The sequence below is a fragment of the Streptomyces sp. NPDC056883 genome, from assembly GCF_042788835.1.
Lineage (GTDB): Bacteria > Actinomycetota > Actinomycetes > Streptomycetales > Streptomycetaceae > Streptomyces > Streptomyces stoeckheimensis.
Genome location: NZ_JBHUBS010000001.1, coordinates 315,707 through 333,135 on the forward strand (window position 1 = coordinate 315,707; position 17,429 = coordinate 333,135).

The 17,429-nt window shown below is 73.4% G+C and carries 19 protein-coding genes; 11 read left to right on the forward strand and 8 right to left on the reverse strand.

Annotated features, from left to right (window positions below):
* Nucleotides 1-7: 7 nt before the first annotated feature.
* Nucleotides 8-841, forward strand: a complete 834-nt coding sequence (locus tag ACFRU2_RS01585; RefSeq protein WP_382966563.1) for an enoyl-CoA hydratase/isomerase family protein — start codon at nucleotides 8-10, stop codon at nucleotides 839-841.
* On the opposite strand, the gene ACFRU2_RS01590 is transcribed toward ACFRU2_RS01585, so the two are convergent.
* From ACFRU2_RS01590 to ACFRU2_RS01605, 4 genes are all read right to left on the reverse strand, one after another.
* Entirely contained in the window at nucleotides 828-1,631 is an 804-nt protein-coding gene (locus ACFRU2_RS01590; protein ID WP_382966564.1) for a hypothetical protein, read from the reverse strand. The two genes, ACFRU2_RS01585 and ACFRU2_RS01590, sit on opposite strands and share 14 nt — an antisense overlap.
* Before the next feature lie 78 nt (nucleotides 1,632-1,709).
* Nucleotides 1,710-2,312, reverse strand: a complete 603-nt coding sequence (locus ACFRU2_RS01595; RefSeq protein WP_382966565.1) for a TetR family transcriptional regulator — start codon at nucleotides 2,310-2,312, stop codon at nucleotides 1,710-1,712.
* Between the two features lie 140 nt (nucleotides 2,313-2,452).
* The gene (locus ACFRU2_RS01600) at nucleotides 2,453-3,373 is read right to left on the reverse strand and encodes an SDR family oxidoreductase (RefSeq protein ID WP_382966566.1); all 921 of its coding nucleotides are present in this window, start codon (nucleotides 3,371-3,373) and stop codon (nucleotides 2,453-2,455) included.
* Nucleotides 3,374-3,436: 63 nt separating this feature from the next.
* Entirely contained in the window at nucleotides 3,437-4,594 is a 1,158-nt protein-coding gene (locus ACFRU2_RS01605) for a hypothetical protein (protein WP_382966567.1), read from the reverse strand.
* Between the two features lie 246 nt (nucleotides 4,595-4,840).
* On the opposite strand from ACFRU2_RS01605, the gene ACFRU2_RS01610 reads away from it, so the two are divergent.
* The 3 genes from ACFRU2_RS01610 to ACFRU2_RS01620 are packed head-to-tail and all read left to right on the forward strand — an operon-like array spanning nucleotide 4,841 to nucleotide 8,189.
* Nucleotides 4,841-5,839, forward strand: a complete 999-nt coding sequence (locus ACFRU2_RS01610; protein ID WP_382966568.1) for an NADPH:quinone oxidoreductase family protein — start codon at nucleotides 4,841-4,843, stop codon at nucleotides 5,837-5,839.
* Entirely contained in the window at nucleotides 5,836-7,068 is a 1,233-nt protein-coding gene (locus ACFRU2_RS01615; RefSeq protein WP_382966569.1) for an acyl-CoA dehydrogenase family protein, read from the forward strand. Before ACFRU2_RS01610 ends, ACFRU2_RS01615 begins: the two co-directional genes overlap by 4 nt.
* Entirely contained in the window at nucleotides 7,065-8,189 is a 1,125-nt protein-coding gene (locus ACFRU2_RS01620) for an acyl-CoA dehydrogenase family protein (RefSeq protein WP_382966570.1), read from the forward strand. The genes ACFRU2_RS01615 and ACFRU2_RS01620 overlap by 4 nt, the downstream gene beginning before the upstream one ends.
* Before the next feature lie 30 nt (nucleotides 8,190-8,219).
* On the opposite strand, the gene ACFRU2_RS01625 is transcribed toward ACFRU2_RS01620, so the two are convergent.
* Nucleotides 8,220-9,047, reverse strand: a complete 828-nt coding sequence (locus ACFRU2_RS01625; RefSeq protein WP_382966571.1) for an alpha/beta fold hydrolase — start codon at nucleotides 9,045-9,047, stop codon at nucleotides 8,220-8,222.
* An 87-nt stretch (nucleotides 9,048-9,134) separates the two neighbouring features.
* On the opposite strand from ACFRU2_RS01625, the gene ACFRU2_RS01630 reads away from it, so the two are divergent.
* From ACFRU2_RS01630 to ACFRU2_RS01650, 5 genes are all read left to right on the forward strand, one after another.
* Entirely contained in the window at nucleotides 9,135-9,737 is a 603-nt protein-coding gene (locus tag ACFRU2_RS01630) for a sigma-70 family RNA polymerase sigma factor (protein WP_382966572.1), read from the forward strand.
* A 248-nt stretch (nucleotides 9,738-9,985) separates the two neighbouring features.
* Entirely contained in the window at nucleotides 9,986-10,597 is a 612-nt protein-coding gene (locus tag ACFRU2_RS01635; protein ID WP_382966573.1) for a trimeric intracellular cation channel family protein, read from the forward strand.
* Nucleotides 10,598-10,614: 17 nt separating this feature from the next.
* The gene (locus ACFRU2_RS01640) at nucleotides 10,615-11,166 is read left to right on the forward strand and encodes a GNAT family N-acetyltransferase (RefSeq protein WP_382966574.1); all 552 of its coding nucleotides are present in this window, start codon (nucleotides 10,615-10,617) and stop codon (nucleotides 11,164-11,166) included.
* A 72-nt stretch (nucleotides 11,167-11,238) separates the two neighbouring features.
* A complete protein-coding gene (locus tag ACFRU2_RS01645) occupies nucleotides 11,239-11,625 on the forward strand; it encodes a tyrosinase cofactor (RefSeq protein ID WP_250738109.1) in 387 nt (128 codons plus the stop codon).
* A 6-nt stretch (nucleotides 11,626-11,631) separates the two neighbouring features.
* Nucleotides 11,632-12,495: a tyrosinase family protein gene (locus ACFRU2_RS01650; protein WP_382966575.1), complete on the forward strand. Its 864-nt coding sequence runs from the start codon at nucleotides 11,632-11,634 to the stop codon at nucleotides 12,493-12,495.
* 116 nt (nucleotides 12,496-12,611) lie between these two features.
* On the opposite strand, the gene ACFRU2_RS01655 is transcribed toward ACFRU2_RS01650, so the two are convergent.
* Together ACFRU2_RS01655 and ACFRU2_RS01660 are read right to left on the reverse strand one after the other, a co-directional pair.
* The gene (locus ACFRU2_RS01655; RefSeq protein ID WP_382966576.1) at nucleotides 12,612-12,896 is read right to left on the reverse strand and encodes a chaplin; all 285 of its coding nucleotides are present in this window, start codon (nucleotides 12,894-12,896) and stop codon (nucleotides 12,612-12,614) included.
* Nucleotides 12,897-13,017: 121 nt separating this feature from the next.
* Nucleotides 13,018-13,416 carry a hypothetical protein gene (locus ACFRU2_RS01660; protein WP_382966577.1) on the reverse strand — a complete coding sequence of 133 codons (399 nt, stop codon included), beginning with the start codon at nucleotides 13,414-13,416 and terminating at the stop codon, nucleotides 13,018-13,020.
* 177 nt (nucleotides 13,417-13,593) lie between these two features.
* Here ACFRU2_RS01660 and ACFRU2_RS01665 point away from each other — a divergent pair, with 177 nt between their 5' ends.
* Nucleotides 13,594-15,093, forward strand: a complete 1,500-nt coding sequence (locus tag ACFRU2_RS01665) for a carboxylesterase/lipase family protein (RefSeq protein WP_382966578.1) — start codon at nucleotides 13,594-13,596, stop codon at nucleotides 15,091-15,093.
* Here ACFRU2_RS01665 and ACFRU2_RS01670 read toward each other — a convergent pair.
* Nucleotides 15,071-16,267, reverse strand: a complete 1,197-nt coding sequence (locus ACFRU2_RS01670; protein ID WP_382966579.1) for an alpha/beta hydrolase — start codon at nucleotides 16,265-16,267, stop codon at nucleotides 15,071-15,073. The genes ACFRU2_RS01665 and ACFRU2_RS01670 overlap by 23 nt on opposite strands.
* A 262-nt stretch (nucleotides 16,268-16,529) precedes the next feature.
* On the opposite strand from ACFRU2_RS01670, the gene ACFRU2_RS01675 reads away from it, so the two are divergent.
* Nucleotides 16,530-17,411 carry an alkaline phosphatase family protein gene (locus ACFRU2_RS01675; protein ID WP_382966580.1) on the forward strand — a complete coding sequence of 294 codons (882 nt, stop codon included), beginning with the start codon at nucleotides 16,530-16,532 and terminating at the stop codon, nucleotides 17,409-17,411.
* Nucleotides 17,412-17,429 lie beyond the last annotated feature (18 nt).

Here is a 17,429-nt window from a genome sequence, read left to right on the forward strand (position 1 = left end):
TGTCCGCGTGATCGACACCATCAGCACGGAGATCGCGGAGGGTGAGGAACGGATCCGTCTGGACGTCGCGGACGGGATCGCGGAGCTCACCCTCTGCCGGCCGGAGAAGCTCAACGGCTGGAGCTGGGAGTCCACGCGCCAACTGGGCCTGCTCGCGGACCGGATCCGATTCGATCCCGCCGTACGGGTGGTCCTGCTGCGGGCCGAGGGCCGGGCGTTCTGCGCGGGCATCGACGTGACGGCCCCGGGCGGAGCGATCACCGGCGGCTCGGCGGCCGAGCGCAACCGCAACTACTACGAGGGCATCCGCTGGGTCCACGAACGCTTCGCGGTCCTGGCCCGGCTCCCGCAGCCGGTGGTGGCGGCCGTGCAGGGGTACTGCCTGGGCTTCGGCTTCGAACTGGCCCTGATGGCGGACGTCCGCATCGCCGCGCAGGACGCCGTCTTCGCCCTGCCCGAGGCCCAGTTGGGGGTGGCGGTGGACGCGGGCGGCGACCTGCGGATCGCCCGCGAGGCGGGCGCCGGCTGGGCCAAGTTCCTGGCCCTGACCGGCCGCCGCATCGACGCCCGGACGGCGGAGCGCCTGAACCTCGTCCAGCAGGTGGTCCCCGCCGAGGAGTTGGAGGCGGTCGCCCGCTCGCTCGCGGCGGAGATCGCGGCCAACGCCCCGCTCGCCGTCCAGGGCATCAAGCGCGCGATCGACTCGTACGCGGACGCCGCCCTGCCCGCGGCCCTCGACCGCGTGGCGATGACGGCGGCCCTCACCCTCACCTCGGAGGACTCCCGCGAGGGTTACACCGCCAAGTCGCAGCGCCGTCCCCCGCACTTCACGGGAGGGTGAGCACCGGCCGGACGGAGAAGGCCTCCCAGGCGGACTCGCCCTCCGGGCCGTACACGAACTCGGCCATCGCCGGGTTGCGGTTCGCCGTGGCCAGCGTCAGCCAGGCCCACAGGTCCCCGTACCCGCCGCACACGGACTCGCCGCCGTCTCCGCCGTGGACGGCGCCGCGGTCGCCGCTCAGCTCGGCGGCGTAGGAGTCGTAGGCGATGCGCAGGCCGAAGGCGTTGGGCTCGCACCGCGGAGCGAACGTGCCGCTGCCGTAGGAGGGTTCGCTGATCGGGCAGGTGTCGCCCCACCGGAAGAGGGTGCGCGCCCCGGCCCCGCAGGCGTGTTCCCACTCGTCGGCGCCGGGCATCCGCAGGCCGCGCCCCGCGAGGACCGCGGGCATGCCGGCGGGGGGTTCGTCGAGCGGCTCGTTCTCCACGGCCATGAACACCGTCGGGAGGTTGACGGTCCGGGGAGGGCTCAGCAACTCGGCCAGGTGGGACGTGAGATCGGGGCCGTAGCCGTACTCCTCGGCCAGGCTCTGCTCGAAGTCGGCGGTCTGCTCCGGCGTCGGCTCCCAGGCGTCCAGATCGAACCCGAGCCGGACGCTTCCCCCGGGTATCAGGGCGAACTCCCGCCCCTCCCGCTCGACGAACACGCGGTGGAGCGGGCCGCCGAGGTGCGGGACGGCATCGATCAGGCTCACCCGGGCACCCGCCAGGGCGGCGGCTTCCCGGGCGAACCGGTGGACGTCCGGCAGCGCGAACGAGCGCCACTGGTCAAGGGTCAGATCAGCGTGGGACATGCGGTCCATGGTGCACCGGACCACTGACAACCGGGGCACCGCCCGTGCGCCGCTGGCCCCCGGGGCCCCGCCGCGGCGCTACTCCTCCAGGCGCAGGAGGGCCAGAGCGCGCGCCGAGACCGCCGGGAGGGGTTCCCGGCCGCCTTCGGAGGCCCAGTGCTCGAGGGCGACGGTGACCGCGTCGATGAGGACGGCCGCCAGGACGCGGGTCTCCAGGGAGGATTCCGGGCGTCCCGTGCGCACCGCGAGGACCGGCACCAGCCGGTCCTGCATCGCACGGGCGGCCGCGAGCCAGCGCAGGCGGATCTCCGGGACGCCGCCCATCACCTGGATCAGGCGGGCCGTCTGGCCGGGCCCCTCGTAGCGGGTGCCCGCCGTGGCCGTGGTGAAGGCCGCCTGGACCGCTTCGGTGAGGGGCTCCGACGCGGGGCGCAGGGCGAGTTCCTCGACCAGGGTGGAGACGCCGGCGGTCAGGACCGGGGTCAGCGCGTCCTCCTTCGTCGGGCAGTACCGGTAGAAGGTGCGCAGCGAGATGCCGGCCGCCCGCGCGACGTCGTCGACGGTGGTGGCCTCGAACCCCCGCTCGGAGAACAGGTCGGCGGCCGCCTCCGCGATCTCGTACCACGTGGCCTCCCGGCGCCGTGCAGTCAAGGACGGGCGGCCCGTGCTCACCGTGCTCACCGCGACACCTCCATGGGGTGGACGAGGGCTGTAGACGGGGTCCATGTGTCACACGATCGCACCATGGCGCGTCGCGCCGAAATGACGTATGGGGCCGTCAGGCGCGCCGGAGGGCGCGTGCGTCCACGCCGCCCGGCACGTCACGGGGTGAACGGCCCCCGCCCCAACTGGTCGCGGACTGGTATGACCTCGGGGTTCACGAGCGAGCGGCGCTGCCAGTTCGCGCCGTCCACCACGAGGGTGTGGCCGGTGATGAAGCGGGCGTAGGGCGAGGCCAGGAAGGTGGCGGCCCAGCCCAGTTCGCGCGGTGCGCCGACCCGCAGGGCGGGCTGTCTGGTGTCCTTGTCGTCCGGGGCGGCCCGCTCCAGACCGCCCCGGATGTCCTCCGTCATGTCCGCGTGCGGGAACAACCCCGGGACCAGGCCGTTGATCTGGATGCCGTACGGTCCCCACTCGACGGCGAGGGTCTCGACGAGGTTCTTCACCCCCGCCTTGGCGGCGGCACTGTGCGCATAGCCGGGCCCGCCGGTCCAGGCGTACGAGGCGCCGATGTTCACGATGGAACCGGCGCTGCCCGCGGCGAGGTGGCGGCGGCCGAACTCCCGGGTCACGAACCAGGTGCCGGTCAGGGTGATGTCGACCACCGCCCGCCAGGCGTTGGGGGACAAGTCCTCGGCCGGGCAGGGGAAGTTGGCGGCTGCGTTGTTGACGAGCACGTCCGGTACCCCGCCGAAGGCCGCCGCGGCCGCGTCGAAGACCTCGGCGACCCGCTCGGGGTCGCGGATGTCGCAGACGGCGGCCGTCACCCGGCCCGCCCCGGGGACGGCCGCCAGCTCTTCCTGGGCGGACTTCAGCTGCTCGATCCGGCGGCCGGCGATGACCAGATCCGCGCCGAGCCGCGCGAACTCGGTGGCGATGGCCTTGCCCAGCCCGGTCCCGCCGCCGGTCACGAGCACCGCCCGGCCGGTGAACGTACCGGGCGGCAGGGCGGCCGCACCGAGCGGCGGGGGCGCGGGCAGGCCGCGCAGCGGGTCTTCCGGTCGGCCATCGATGTTTTTCATGCGGCCATCGATAGCGTGCGCACGCTCAGAGCGCCATGGCCGTAACACCGGCCGCGCAACCCTCTACCCCTGCGGCAGGTACGCCTGCTTGCTCGCGCAGGTCCAGATCGTCGCGCTGTCCGTCAAGGTGAGCAGATCGCGGAAGGAGCCGCCCACCCGGTCGTCGTCCGAGACGGTGCGGGCCTCGGTGTTCACGTCGGCTCCCACGCCGGCCGGGTTCGGCAGCACGAGCGGGGCGCCCGTGCCCGGCCAGTAGGCCGCCTGCACGTACCGGGCGTAGCCCTCGACGAAGGTGACGGCGGTGCCGACCGTCACGTTCGTGGTCGGGCTGATGCCCTCGAGGGTCAGGTTCTCGTAGCCGGTGACCAGTCCGGGGTTGGCGGGCGGCGCGTCGTAGGGCTTCTTCCAGACGGCCGGGGTCCGGCGCCGCAGCCCGTGGTAGTTCTCCGCTTCGTAGCCGACGACGCGGCCCTTGTCGTCGATGCCGCTCGCCCGGGTGCCCGTCGTCCAGTCCGTCTCGTTCCAGACGGGCAGGCTGTAGGGCGGGTATCCGCCGCCGGCCGGCCAGACCACCGGGAAGGTCTTGCTGACGACCTGGTCGTTCTCCACGTCCAGGTACTCCGTGTGGGCGGTTCCGAGTACGTCCCCGCGCTTGTTGATGCCGTCCACCGCCACGATCCGGGTGCTGGGGTGCGCGTCCTCGGGCACCGGCAGTACGCGGACCACGGTGCCGTTCGCCCACTCCTTCGGGACGCCGCCCTCCATGCCGACGATCCGGCCCGCGTCGTTGACGTCCGACAGGCCGGAGCCGGAGGCGGCCCCGGTCAGCAGCCGTACCGCCGCGTCCCCCGCACGGTAGGTGAAGGCGGCTCCGGCGGAGTCCGAGGAGCGCTTCAGCGTGCCGACCATCAGGCCCTTGGCGTTGACGGCCGTGACGCTGCCGTTCTCGAACCCGGCCGGCAGCGGGACGGCGTGGACCGCGCGGTCCGCGGTCCAGTACGCCGGGAGTCCGCGGCTCTCGCCGACGGCGAGGCCGTTCGCCCCGAAGCCGTTCACGGCCCCGGAGGTCCAGGGGCCGGAGGGCAGGGCCGGCAGTCTGACCACGTCCGGCACGCACGCGGCGGGCGCGGCGGGGACCGTTGCGGCCGAGGCCGGACCGGTTGCCGTGACGAGGCCCGCCAGGATGACGGCGGCTGTGGCCGCGGACATGCCTCTGCTCATGTGGTGCTTCCCCCAGGATGTGTGCAGCGCCCCGCCCCGACGGCGGGGTCCCCGTGCCCGTCAGTCGTGCCTGTTCGTGACGTGCCCGTGTCATATGTTGCCCGAAAGCGGGCGGGATGGGACCGGATCGGCGCACGTCGTTGCGGACGGCCTCGTTCCCGTCGACTCCCACTGGTTCCCATGAGTGCAAGCGACCGCTTAGTATGCCCGCGAGGCGTGGTTCCCGTCGGCGGCTGGAGGCCCCGGATGCAGGCATGGCGAGTACACACACCCGGCGAGCCCCGCGAGGCCATGTGCCTCGAAGAGGTTCCCGAACCGGTGCCCGGCGAGGGCGAGGTGAGGCTCAAGGTGCTCGCCGCCAACGTCAACTTCCCCGACGCGCTGCTCGTGCGAGGCCAGTACCAGATCCGCCCGCCGCTCCCCTTCACCCCCGGCGTCGAGATCTGCGGCGAGACCGACGACGGCCGCCGCGTCATCGCCAACCCGAGCCTGCCGCACGGCGGTTTCGCCGAGTACGTCACCGCCCCCGCGCGCGCCCTGCTCCCCGCCCCGGACACACTCGACGACGCCGAGGCGGCCGCCCTGCACATCGGCTACCAGACGGGCTGGTTCGGCCTGCACCGCCGGGCCCGGATCCAGCCCGGCGAGATCCTCCTCGTGCACGCCGCCGCCGGCGGGGTCGGCAGCGCCGCCGTCCAGCTCGGCAAGGCCGCCGGAGCCACCGTCATCGGCGTCGTCGGCGGCAAGGCCAAGGTGCGCGCCGCCGAGGAGCTCGGCTGCGATCTCGTCATCGACCGCACCAGCGAGGAACTGGTGGCCCGCGTCAAGGAGTTCACCGGCGGCCGCGGCGCCGACGTGGTCTACGACCCGGTCGGCGGCGAGGCCTACACCGCCTCGGCCAAGTGCGTGGCCTTCGAGGGCCGGATCATCGTGGTCGGCTTCGCGAGCGGCACCATCCCCGCGCCCGCGCTGAACCACGCCCTCGTCAAGAACTACGCGATCCTCGGCCTCCACTGGGGCCTGTACGCCGCCAAGGACCCGGCCGCGATCGCCGCCTGCCACGCCGAGCTCACCCGGCTCGCCGCCGACGGCTCCATCAAGCCGCTGGTCAGCGAGCGGGTGCCGCTCGCCGGAGCCGCGGACGCCGTGCAACGCCTCGCCGACGGGACCACCACCGGCCGGCTGGTCGTCGTACCGGCCCTGGACGCCACGCTGCCCGCCACCCCCGCAGGGGGCTCCCGATGACCGCCGCCGCGCCCACCGCCGACCAGCTGCTCGCCCGCGTACGGGAACTGCTCGCCGCGCACCCGCCCGCCACCACCGACCGCGCGGCGTTCCTGAGCGCCCGCTTCGACGCCGGACTCGCCTGGGTGCACTACCCCGTAGGCCTCGGCGGCCTCGGTGCGCCCCGCTCCCTGCAGGCCGTCGTGGACGCCGAGCTGGAGGCGGCCGGAGCCCCCGACAACGACCCGCGCCGGATCGGCATCGGCCTCGGCATGGCCGCGCCCACGATCCTCGCCTACGGCACCGAGGAGCAGAAGCGGCGCTTCCTGCGCCCGCTGTGGCTCGGCGAGGAAGTCTGGTGCCAGCTCTTCAGCGAGCCCGGCGCCGGCTCCGACCTGGCCGCCCTCGGCACCCGCGCGGTCCGCGAGGGCGGGGCCGACGCTGAGGGCGGAGACGGTGTCGGGGACGGCGGGGACTGGGTGGTGGACGGTCAGAAGGTGTGGACCTCCAGCGCCCACACCGCCCGCTGGGCCATCCTGATCGCCCGCACCGACCCGGCGCTGCCCAAGCACCAGGGCATCACCTACTTCCTGTGCGATATGACCGCGCCCGGCGTCGAGGTGCGGCCGCTGCGCCAGATCACCGGCGAGGCCGAGTTCAACGAGGTCTTCCTGACCGGCGTCCGGATCCCCGACGCCCACCGCCTCGGCGAGGTCGGCCAGGGCTGGGCGGTGGCCCGCACCACCCTGATGAACGAACGCGTCTCCATCGGCGGCATGCGGATCCCGCGCGAGGGCGGAATGATCGCCCCGGTCGCCGCCGCCTGGCGCGAGCGGCCGGAACTGCGGACCCCCGCCCTGCACCAGCGGCTGCTGGAGCTGTGGGTCGAAGCCGAGGTAGCCCGGCTGACCGGAGAGCGGCTGCGCCAGCAGCTCGCCCAGGGCCAGCCCGGGCCCGAGGGCTCGGGCATGAAGCTGACCTTCGCCCGCCTCAACCAGGAGATCAGCGGACTGGAGGTGGAACTCCTCGGCGAAGAGGGCCTGCTGTACGAGGACTGGACCCTCCGCCGCCCCGAGATCGTCGATTTCACCGGCCGCGACGCCGGCTACCGCTACCTGCGCGCCAAGGGCAACAGCATCGAGGGCGGCACCAGCGAAATCCTCCTCAACATCGTCGCCGAACGCGTCCTCGGTCTGCCCCCCGAGCCGCGCGACGACAAGGACCTCGCCTGGAAGGACCTGGCCCGATGAGCTCTCCCGCCGCGGCTCCGCTGGACCTGCTGTACTCCGAGACCGAGGAGGAACTCCGCACGGCGGTACGGTCCCTGCTCGCCGCCCGCTGCGACTCCGCGGCCGTCCTCGCCCGGATCGAGGGGGCCGAGCCCCACGACCCCGAACTGTGGCGGGTGCTCGCCGCCGGGATCGGCGCGGCGGGACTGCTCGTACCGGAGAAGCTGGGCGGGCAGGGGGCGGGCCACCGCGAGGCGGCCGTGGTGCTGGAGGAGCTCGGCCGGGCCGCGGCGCCGGTCCCGTACCTCACGAGCTCGGTCCTCGCGACGGAGATCCTGCTCGGCTGCGAGAGCGCGGAGTCCGCGGACCTCCTGCGGGAGCTCGCGGCGGGCCGCCGCGTCTGCGTGCCCGCGCTGCCCCTGACCCTGGCCCCGGGCGCGCCCCTTCCGGCGCCGGTACGGGACTCCGGCGCGGGCTCGCTCGCCGGGAGCGTCGGCTCCGTCGCCGACGCCGTCTGCGCGGACGTGCTGCTGGTCCTCGCCGACACCGGGCTGTACGCCGTACCGGCCGACGCGGCGGGGGTCTCGCGGATCCCGCTGGTGGCGCTGGACCTGACCCGCCCCCTGGCCACCGTCCACCTCGACGGAGCCGCCGGAACCCGGCTCGCCGACCCGGCCACCGCCCGCGCGGCCATCGCCGGGGCCCTGCTCTCGGGGGCCGGGCTGCTCGCTTCGGAACAGCTCGGGATCGCCGAGTGGTGCCTGACGGAGACGGTGGCGTACCTGCGCACCCGCCACCAGTTCAACCGCACCCTCGGCTCCTTCCAGGCCCTCAAGCACCGTCTCGCCCGGCTGTGGCTGGACGTGGCCTCCGCCCGCGCGGCGGCTCGGGCCGCGGCCGACGCCCTCGCGACCGGTGCCGCCGATGCGCCGCTCACGGTGGCGGTGGCCCAGGCCTACTGCTCGGGCGTGGCCGTCCGGGCCGCCGAGGAGTGCGTGCAGCTCCACGGGGGCATCGGCATGACCTGGGAGCACCCGGCGCACCTGTACCTCAAGCGGGCCAAGGCCGACTCCCTCGCCTTGGGCACGGCCGGCCACCACCGCGGCCTGGTCGCGGACTTCGCGGAGCTTCCGGCCCCGTAGGCGGCGGGCGGGTCGCCACCCAGCGGGTCGTTACCCCAGGAACGCCGCGACGGCCGCCGCGAACCGTCCGGCATCGTCGACCCAGGGGTAATGGCCCGCTCCGGCCTGCACCGAGAGCGTGGCGTCGGGGAACAGCGCCGCGAGCTCGGCCGTCGAGCGCGGGGGACTGTTCAGGTCGAACTCCCCGGTGAGCAGCAGGACGGGTGCCCCGAAGGACGCGAGCGCCGCCCGGGTGGCCTCCGGGGCGAAGGCGCCGTCGGCGCCGAAGTGGGCGACGGCCTCCCGGTTGACCGGCAGGCCGGCGGCGTGGTGCTCCCGTGCCGCGTCGTCCCAGCGGCCGCAGAAGAAGGGGGTGACGGCGTCCCAGTCGCTGCCCGTGCCCGCGGAGACGGCCTCCAGGGCGGCGAACGCGGCCGGGAACCACGGCTCGTCCTTGCGCAGCCGCGCCAGTTCGAGCCGCGTCGCGCCGGTGATCTCGATCCCGACGGCCCGGGTGCTCGGGCCGATCAGGGCGAGCTTGCCGATGCTCCGGGGGTACCGGGCCGCGTACCCCATCGCGACGTTCGCCCCGGCGGAGTGGCCGAGCAGGTCGGTCCGGGCGAGCCCGAGGTGTTCGCGCAGCGCCTCCACGTCCTCGACGAGCCGGTCGCAGCGGTAGGAGGCGGTGTCCTCGGGCACCGCCGACCGGCCGGTGCCGCGGGGGTCGAGGAGGATCAGCCGGCGGTGGCGGGACAGGCCGCCGAGGTCTCCGAGGTAGCGGGAGTCCGTAGGGCCTCCGGGGATGCAGAGGAGCGGGTCGCCGTCGCCGATCGTGCGGTAGGCGAGCCGGGTTCCATCGGGTGCGCAGAAGGTGGGCATGGGCACAGCCTGCCAGTCATAACCAGGTTGTACAACCTGGTTATGACTGCATCCCTCCGGAGCGCGGTTCCGGTGTATAACCGAGCTATGACAGGTGAAGAAGGTGCGCGCCGGATCCCCGAGTCGCTGACGGAGGAGCAGGCCGGGCGGATGCTGGCGGAGATGAACGAGGTCATCCGCGCGGGCGAGGAGATGCGCAAACTGCGCACCGAGATGATCAAGGTGTTCACCGGTCTCGGCTGGACGCAGGACAAGATCGCCCAGCTCACCGCCATGAGTCAGCCCGCCGTGTCGAAGCAGGTGGCGAAGTACAAGGAGGAGGACCCGCTCCCGCCGATGGGACTCGCCCTCGACCAGGGCGACGCGCCGTGGCTCGAAGGGCGCCTGTGGGGCCTGGCCGAGGAGATCGCCGAGGCGTACCCGGACACCGCGCGCTGCGCCCGCCACGTCGATGCCATCGCCCGCGGGAAGAAGCGCTTCACGCCCCGGGACGTGGACGAGCTGCGACGCCTCGTCGAGGAGGACCTGAGGCTGCACCGGGAGGACCTGCCCGGCAGCCACCGGGAGGCCTACGACGCGATCAGCCGCGGCCTCGACGTCCCCTCGGGAGCCACCGCGGACACCCCGGCCTCCGTGCGCCGCACCCTCGCCCACCGGATCCAGCGCGACCGGCTCGGCGGCGGCGCCTGACGGGACGGTCATGGCACGGGCGGCCAGGGCGGCCAGGGCGGCACGGGCGGCACGGGCGGCCGCGCGGCGGCCTCCGCACCGCCGCCCTGGCCGAACGGCCGATGCGCGCGCCCGGGTTGATCCGGCACGCTCTACGGGATCCCTCGTACCGCTCGGGTCCGGCCGGCCCCGCCGTGCGCTGCCCGGTGCCCGCTGCCGCCCACCCGCCGTCCGGCCCCGCCCGGACCCCGCCCCTCGAAGGAGGCGCCATGCTGCACGCCCTCTACCTCCTCGGCATCGCCGCCTTCGCCGCCTCCGGCGTCCTGGCCGCCCACCGGGCCAACATGGACCCCTTCGGCGGGCTCGTGCTGGCCTTCGCGGCCAGCATCTCCGGCGGGACCCTGCGCGACCTCATCCTCGGCCGACACCCGCTCTACTGGACCCACGACTGGGTGCTGCTCGTCCTCATCGGGTCCGTCGCCGTCGCCACCATGCTCTACCTGCGCCGCCGCGAGCTCCCGCACCGCACGCTCATGGTCGTCGACGCCGTCGGCCTCGCCGTGGTCACCGTGATCGGCGCCCGCGCCGCCATCGACGCGCACGTCACCCCCGTCGCCGTGCTCATCCTGGCCGTCCTGACGGGCGTCACCGGCGAGGTCGTCCGCGACGTGCTCTGCGGGGAGTTCCCGCCGCTGCTGCTCCGCGAAGAGGTGTACGCGACCGCCGCCCTCGCCGGGGCGCTGTCCTACCTAGGCCTGCACTGGGCCGGCGTTCCGGACACCGGCAACATCGTCGTGTCGGCGGGCCTCGTCTTCGCCCTGCGCATGACCGCGATCTTCCGCGATCTGCACCTGCCCCGGCTCCAGCGCACCACCGCCTGATCCCTATCCTCGGTCGGATGGACCCCTCCCTCGCCTCCCTCCCGTCCCTCACCCGGATCGACGACGCCGCCGCCCTGACCGCACACCGCGAGGAGCTCGCCGCCCTGCTCCTCGCCGTCGTGCGCGGCGGCTCCTCCATCGGCTTCCTCGCCGACCTCGACCACCGGGAGGCCGCCGCCTGGTGGGACTCCCTGCGCCCCGCCGTCGAAGAGGGCTCGCTCGCCCTGTGGGTGTCCCGGGGGCCGGACGGCCGGGTCGACGGCACCGTCAGCTGGAGCCGGGAAACCAAGCCCAACGGCCGTCACCGCGCCGAGGTGCGCAAGCTCATGGTCCACCCCGGGGCCCGCGGCCGCGGCACCGGCCGCGCGCTCCTCGCCGAAGCCGAAGCCGCCGCGGCCCGCGCCGGGGTGCTGCTGCTGTTCCTCGACACCGAGAGCGGCAGTGCGGCCGAGCGGGTGTACCGCGCCGCCGGATGGACCGAGGCCGGCTCCATCCCCGACTACGCCACCGACCCGGCCGGCCGCCTCGTGGCGACCACCCTCTACTACAAACACACCGAACAGGAGTAGGTGCTCCCGGTGACCTCGCCCGCCGCGCCGCGTTAGACCCGTAGCCACCGGCCACCGAGCGAGGGAGACCGTATGTACGCAGCACTCGCCGCACCACTCACCCGCCGCGCGGTCCTCCGTACGGCCTTCACCGCGGCCGTGTTCGCCGGCACCGCCGCGGCGCTGGCCCCCGTACTGCGGGCCCGCCGTCCCCGGCAGACGCTCACACCGGCACCGCTGACCCCGGCGGGCGAGGAGACGTACCGCGGGCGGCACATCGCCGTCGACCCGGCGGGGACCTCCGTCCGCATCGACGGCCGTGCCCTGCACGTCATGCGCCGTTCCGACGGCACGTACCTGAGCGGGATCAACCACTTCCAGTCCTACGCGACCCCGCTGGAGCTGGCCCGCGCGGCCGTGGACGAACTGGGCACCACACAATTGGCGTTCGCCGCCGCGCACCACGGGGGACAGGAGTAGCAGGGCGTGTACACCCGGCAGAACCAGAAGAACCTGACCAGTGCGCAGAAGAAGCGCTTCACCGCGGCCGTGCTCGAGCTCAAGCGCAACGGCACCTACGACGCGTTCGTCCGCACCCACGACAAGTACTTCGTCCCCGACCGGGACCGCAAGCTGCGCGTCGGGCACATGTCGCCGTCCTTCTTCCCCTGGCACCGGCGCTACCTGCTGGAGTTCGAACGGCAACTCCAGACCGTCGACCCGGGCGTCACCATCCCGTACTGGGACTGGACCACCGACAACAGCCCGGCCTCCTCCCTGTGGGCCGAGGACTTCCTCGGCGGGACCGGCCGCGCGAGCGACCGCCAGGTGATGACCGGCCCGTTCGCCTACGGCCAGGGCAACTGGACGGTCACGGTGGGCATCACGGAGGCCGCCTTCCTCACCCGCAACCTGGGCCGGCCGCAGAACCCGATCAGCCTGCCGACCCCGGCCGAGCTCCAGTGGGCGATCGACGACCCGCTGTACGACAGCTCCCCCTGGGACTCGACGGCCGGGCGCGGCGGCTTCCGCAACAAGCTGGAGGGCTGGGCCGCCCCGAAGAGCGAGAAGTGGCGCAACCACAACAAGGTGCACCAGTGGATCGGCGGCCACATGACCGGCGGCACGGCCCCCAACGACCCCGCCTTCTGGCTGCACCACGCCTTCGTGGACCTGCTCTGGGACCGCTGGCAGCAGCGGCACCCGGCCTCCGGTTACCTGCCCGCCGCCCCGCTCGCACTCGGTGACCTCCAGCGCGGCCGGGTGATCGCCCTGGACGAGCCGATGCCGCCGTGGGACGTCACCCCGCGCGAGATGCTCGGCCACCAGGGGATCTACCGCTACGAATGAGCCCCGGCGAGCAGGCCGCAGCCGGGCACACGGGGAAACCAGGCGGCCACCAGGACCCCAGAACACGAGGAAGGGCCCCCGCCGGAAGGCGGGGGCCCTTCGGGTCACCAGGCGATTCAGCCGCCGTAGTTGCCCTCGGTGTGGTGGTCGCCGTCGTGGCCCGAGGCGTTGATGCAGGTGTTGCCGAACGCCGGGTTCAGCAGGCCGATCACGTTGACGGTGTTGCCGCAGACGTTGACCGGGACGTGCACCGGAACCTGGAGCAGGTTGCCCGACAGGACACCGGGGGAGCCGACCGCCGCACCGTTCGCACCGGCGTCGGCAGCCGCCAGACCTGCACCGGCAGCCAGGGCGCTACCGGCGGCAGCGGTGATGACGAATGCCTTCGCGATACGCGACATCAAGATCTCCTAGAGAGGAATGGGGTGCCGCAGAGAAGAGAAGCTGCGGCGTTTGACATGGCATACAACGCGGGGAGCGCCCAAGGGTCACGGCCGATGGGCCGCTGGTGATCTCGGATCGCTACGAGCCGGCCGAGAAGCGTGCGGAGGAGAAGTACGGGCGCACCGGCATGACCGTGCCCGGCGCCAGCACCTCCACCGGTGTGCCCACGCAGCCCGGCTCCCGGTACAGGGCCACCGAGCGGCGGGTCTTGTTCGTCACCGCCCGCCCGCCGCCGCCCAGGGCTTCCACGCAGCCCTTGGGGGAGTCGATGCCGTGCGGGCGGTCGTCCGTGCCGAGGTACTGGAAGGCGGGCCCGACGGCCGTCGGGGTGCCGAGGGCGGTGGTCGGGCCGTCGGCCGCGTACGCGCTGCCGCCGGCCGCCGCTCCGGCCGTGGCCGTGGCCGCGAGCAGCAGGACGGGGACCGATCCGGCCCGGACGAGGCTCCGAATGGGGTGGGGGAGAGACAGGGATCGCATGCTCCGCCCAACCCGGCGCGCCCGGGGAGGGGTCACGCCTTGTCACCCCGCGCATGCCTGTGCGACCGTGCGACCGGCGCCGTGCGGAACACCGCATTCAGCGGCCCCGGGGGATCCGGGGCCGTGGATCCCGATCCCGGGAGCCCCGGCCGGGAGCCCCGACCCCAGGAGGACGTGATGGCCGCAGCGGCGAGCGGGACCCCGGACCCGGACCGTCCCCGCCCCCGGGTCCGGACCGCCTTCGGCGTCGTCGAGGGCAGGACCGGGCCGGGCGGCATCACCGTCTTCCGGGGCATCCCCTACGCCGCCCCGCCCGTCGGGGCCCGCCGGTTCGCCGCGCCGGAGCCGCCCGAGGCCTGGGACGGCGTGCGCGACGCGGGGGCGTACGGCCCCACCGCGCCCAAGGTGCCCTACCCCGAGGCGTTCGCCGCGCTGCTGGCGGACCCCGAGGTCCCCGGTGACGACTGCCTGAACCTCAACGTGTGGACCCCGGACCCGGCTCCGTCGGCCCCGCTGCCCGTCATGGTGTGGATCCACGGCGGCGCCCTCACCCGCGGCTCCTCGGCCGTGCCCGTCTACGACGGCTCCGCCTTCGCCCGCGACGGCGTGGTGCTCGTCTCCGTCAACTACCGCCTGGGCGTCCTCGGTTACGGCCTCTTCCCCGACGCCCCCGCCAACCGCGGGCTGCTCGACCAGATCGCCGCCCTGGCCTGGGTGCGGGACAACATCGCGGCCTTCGGCGGCGACCCCGGCCGCGTCACCGTCTTCGGCGAGTCCGCCGGCGCCATCAGCATCGGCGCCCTGCTCGCCGCACCCCGCGCCGCGGGCCTCTTCCGGCAGGCCGTCCTGCAGAGCGGCGCCCCCGAGGTGCTGCCGCGGGACCGGGTGCGCACCATGGTCCGGCGGATGGCCGCGCTGCTCAAGGTCCCCGCCACCGCCGAAGCCTTCGCCGGGGCGGCCCTGCCCGATCTGCTCGCGGCCCAGGCGGCCGTACTGCGCCGCTCCTCTCCGCTGCTCGGCGGCCCCGCCTTCGGCCTGGTCGCGGACCCCGGGACGCTGCCGCCCGATCCGCTCGGAGCGGCGGCCGCGCGGGGCGACGTACCGCTGCTGCTGGGCTGGACCGCCGAGGAGTACCGGCTCTGGCTGGCCCCGACCGGCACGATGCGGCTACTGGACCGGCTGGGGCCGCTGTCCGTGGCCCTGGGCCGGATTCGCTCCGGCAAGGACCGGGCCGCCGTACGGGCCCTGCGCGCCGAGCGGCCCGGCGCGGGACCGGCCGACCTCCTCGGCCACCTGCTCACCGACCGGCTGCTGCGCGATCCGCTGCGCGCGCTGGCGGGCGCGGCCGGGCGGAGCGCGCCGAGCTTCGTGTACGAGTTCGCGTGGCCTTCCGGGATCCCGGGCCTCGGGTCCTGTCACGCCCTGGAGCTGGGCTTCGTCTTCGACACCCTCCACGTACCCGAGGCCTCCCATCTGGCGGGGCCGGACGCCCCGCAGGAGCTGGCCCGGGAGATGCACGCGGCCTGGGTGCGCTTCGCCGTCGACGGGGACCCGGGCTGGGCGCCCTGGAACGGCGACGGCCCGCCGAAGGTGTTCGGCGGGCCGGGGCGCGGGGATCCGGAGGGCACGGAGCCGGTGCGCGTGGGCGCGGTGACTACTCGACGGGTCCTTCCATGACCTTGCTGATGAACTGGATCGGCCCCTCGCCCATGTTGGGCACGTAGGTCTTGGCGTTGTGCTGGCCGCCCTGGATGATCTTCAGTTCGGTGTGGATCGGCCCCTTGCCGTAGGCGGCGATGAACTTCTGCACGTTCGGCAGGGTGTTCTTGTTGCTCTCGTTGGTGCCGACCTGGAACGCCAGGTAGACGTCCGGGCTGCCCTTCTTGTCGATCAGCGCCTTGGCGAGCAGCTCGGGGTTGTTCTCCGCCTTCTCCTTGTCGTGGCCGGTCCACAGGGAGGAGTCGGGGACGATGTCGGGGCCGGAGCAGATCGCGGCCTTGAACTTGTCCGGGTGCTTCAGCACGGCCTTCAGGCTGGCGAAGCCGCCGGTGGAAGAGCCCATGTAGGCCCAGCCGTCACGGGACTTGACCGTGCGGAAGTTCTCCCGCATCAGGTCCGGGACGTCCTCGGTCAGCCAGGTGCCCATCTTGGGCTGGCCCGGGATGTCGGAGCCGTCCCAGTAGACGCCCTTGTCGTCCGGGCCCGGGTTCAGCACCGGCATGGCCAGGATGAAGGGCTTGCTCTTGCCCTCGGAGTACCACTTGCTGATGCTGGTCTGGAGGCCCAGGTCGGTGCCCATCCAGTAGTTGTTCGGGTAACCGGCACCGCCGGGCAGCGCGATCATGACCGGGAAGCCGCTCTTGGCGAACTTCGGGTCGTTGTACTCCTTGGGCGCCCACACCCAGACCTTGCCCTTGAACCCGGACTTCTTGCCGGTGATCGTGGTGACGGCGACGTGCGTGCCGTCGGGCAGGGTCATCGAGTTCTTGAAGTCCGCCGCCGGGCCGGTGGGCATCGACATCTTCGAGTTCGGCGGCGGGGTGACCGCCGCTCCACCGGTGTCGCCCCCGGCGGAACCGGACGGCGGCAGCTGCCCGAAGGAGACGGAGTCGCCCTTGTCGGTGAAGGGCGGTATCTCGTAGTGGCTCATCACGAGCGAGGCGACGGCCGCGAGCGCGAGGACGGAGGCACCCGCGATCACCCACCGCCGGACCCGGGACGGCCGGCGCGGCTCCTCGGGCCGGTACGGCTCCGCGGGTCCGTACGTTCCCGCGGGTCCGTACGGCTCCGCGGGTCGGTACGGCTCCGCGGGTCGGTACGGCTGCTGCTGTCCGTCGGGTGCGTGCGACATGTGCGGTGGCTCTCCGGCTGGTGCTGCCCCGTGGGGGCGGGGTTGGACTGCTTTCGTTCGAAAGATGAGCGTACGTGCTCGAGGGTTCCCGATTTTTACGTCTCTTGGTGTTCCGAAGGGGAGCGCGTTGCCCGGCGCGAAAAGGCTGTGCGGAGTTCCCGATCTGTTCGCCGAGTAGCCCTGGCCTCTGCACATGCCGCTCGGTACGGTACCTCCGCGCCGCCCCCAGCCCCCCTGCCCGGAGGTAACTTCCGTGTTCGGCATGTCGCTTTTACGGTCCCGCCGCAAGACCGCCCTCGCCGCCGCCCTGGGCCTCACCGCCGCGGGCACCGCGCTGTGGGCCGGCATCGGCGCCGCCCAGCCCGCGCACGCGGCCGGGCTGCCCGCACCCGACCACATAGTCGTCGTGGTCTTCGAGAACCACGCCTACGGTCAGGTCATCGGAAGCTCCAGCGCCCCGTACATCAACTCCCTGAAGGCCGGGGGAGCCAACCTCACCCAGTCGTACGGCATCACGCACCCGAGCCAGCCCAACTACATGCAGCTCTTCTCGGGCTCGAACCAGGGCGTGACCGGCGACAGCTGCTACACGCCGGGCTTCAGCTCCGCGCCCAACCTGGCCTCCGAGCTGATCGCCGCGGGCAAGACCTGGGCCAGCTACAACGAGGGGCTGCCCGGCCAGGGTTCCACCACCTGCTCCAGCGGCAAGTACGCGCGCAAGCACAACCCCTGGTTCGCGTTCTCCAACGTGCCCACCTCCACGGCGAAGACCATGACCCAGTTCCCCTCGGACTTCACCACCCTGCCCCGGGTGTCCTTCGTCGTCCCGGACCTCTGCAACGACATGCACGACTGCTCCGTCGGCACCGGCGACACCTGGCTCAAGAACAAGGTCAAGGCCTACGCGGACTGGGCCAAGACCCACAACAGCCTGCTCGTGGTCACCTTCGACGAGGACAACCGGCTGGCCGGGAACAAGATCCCGACCGTGCTCTACGGCCAGTCCGTGACCCCCGGCTCCAGTACCTCCACCACCTACAACCACTACGACGTGCTGCGCACCCTGGAGGGGCTGTCCGGCCTGACCACCCACGCCGGGAACGCGGCCACCGCCAAGGACATCACGGGGATCTGGACGTCCTGACCGCACCCCGACCGTCGC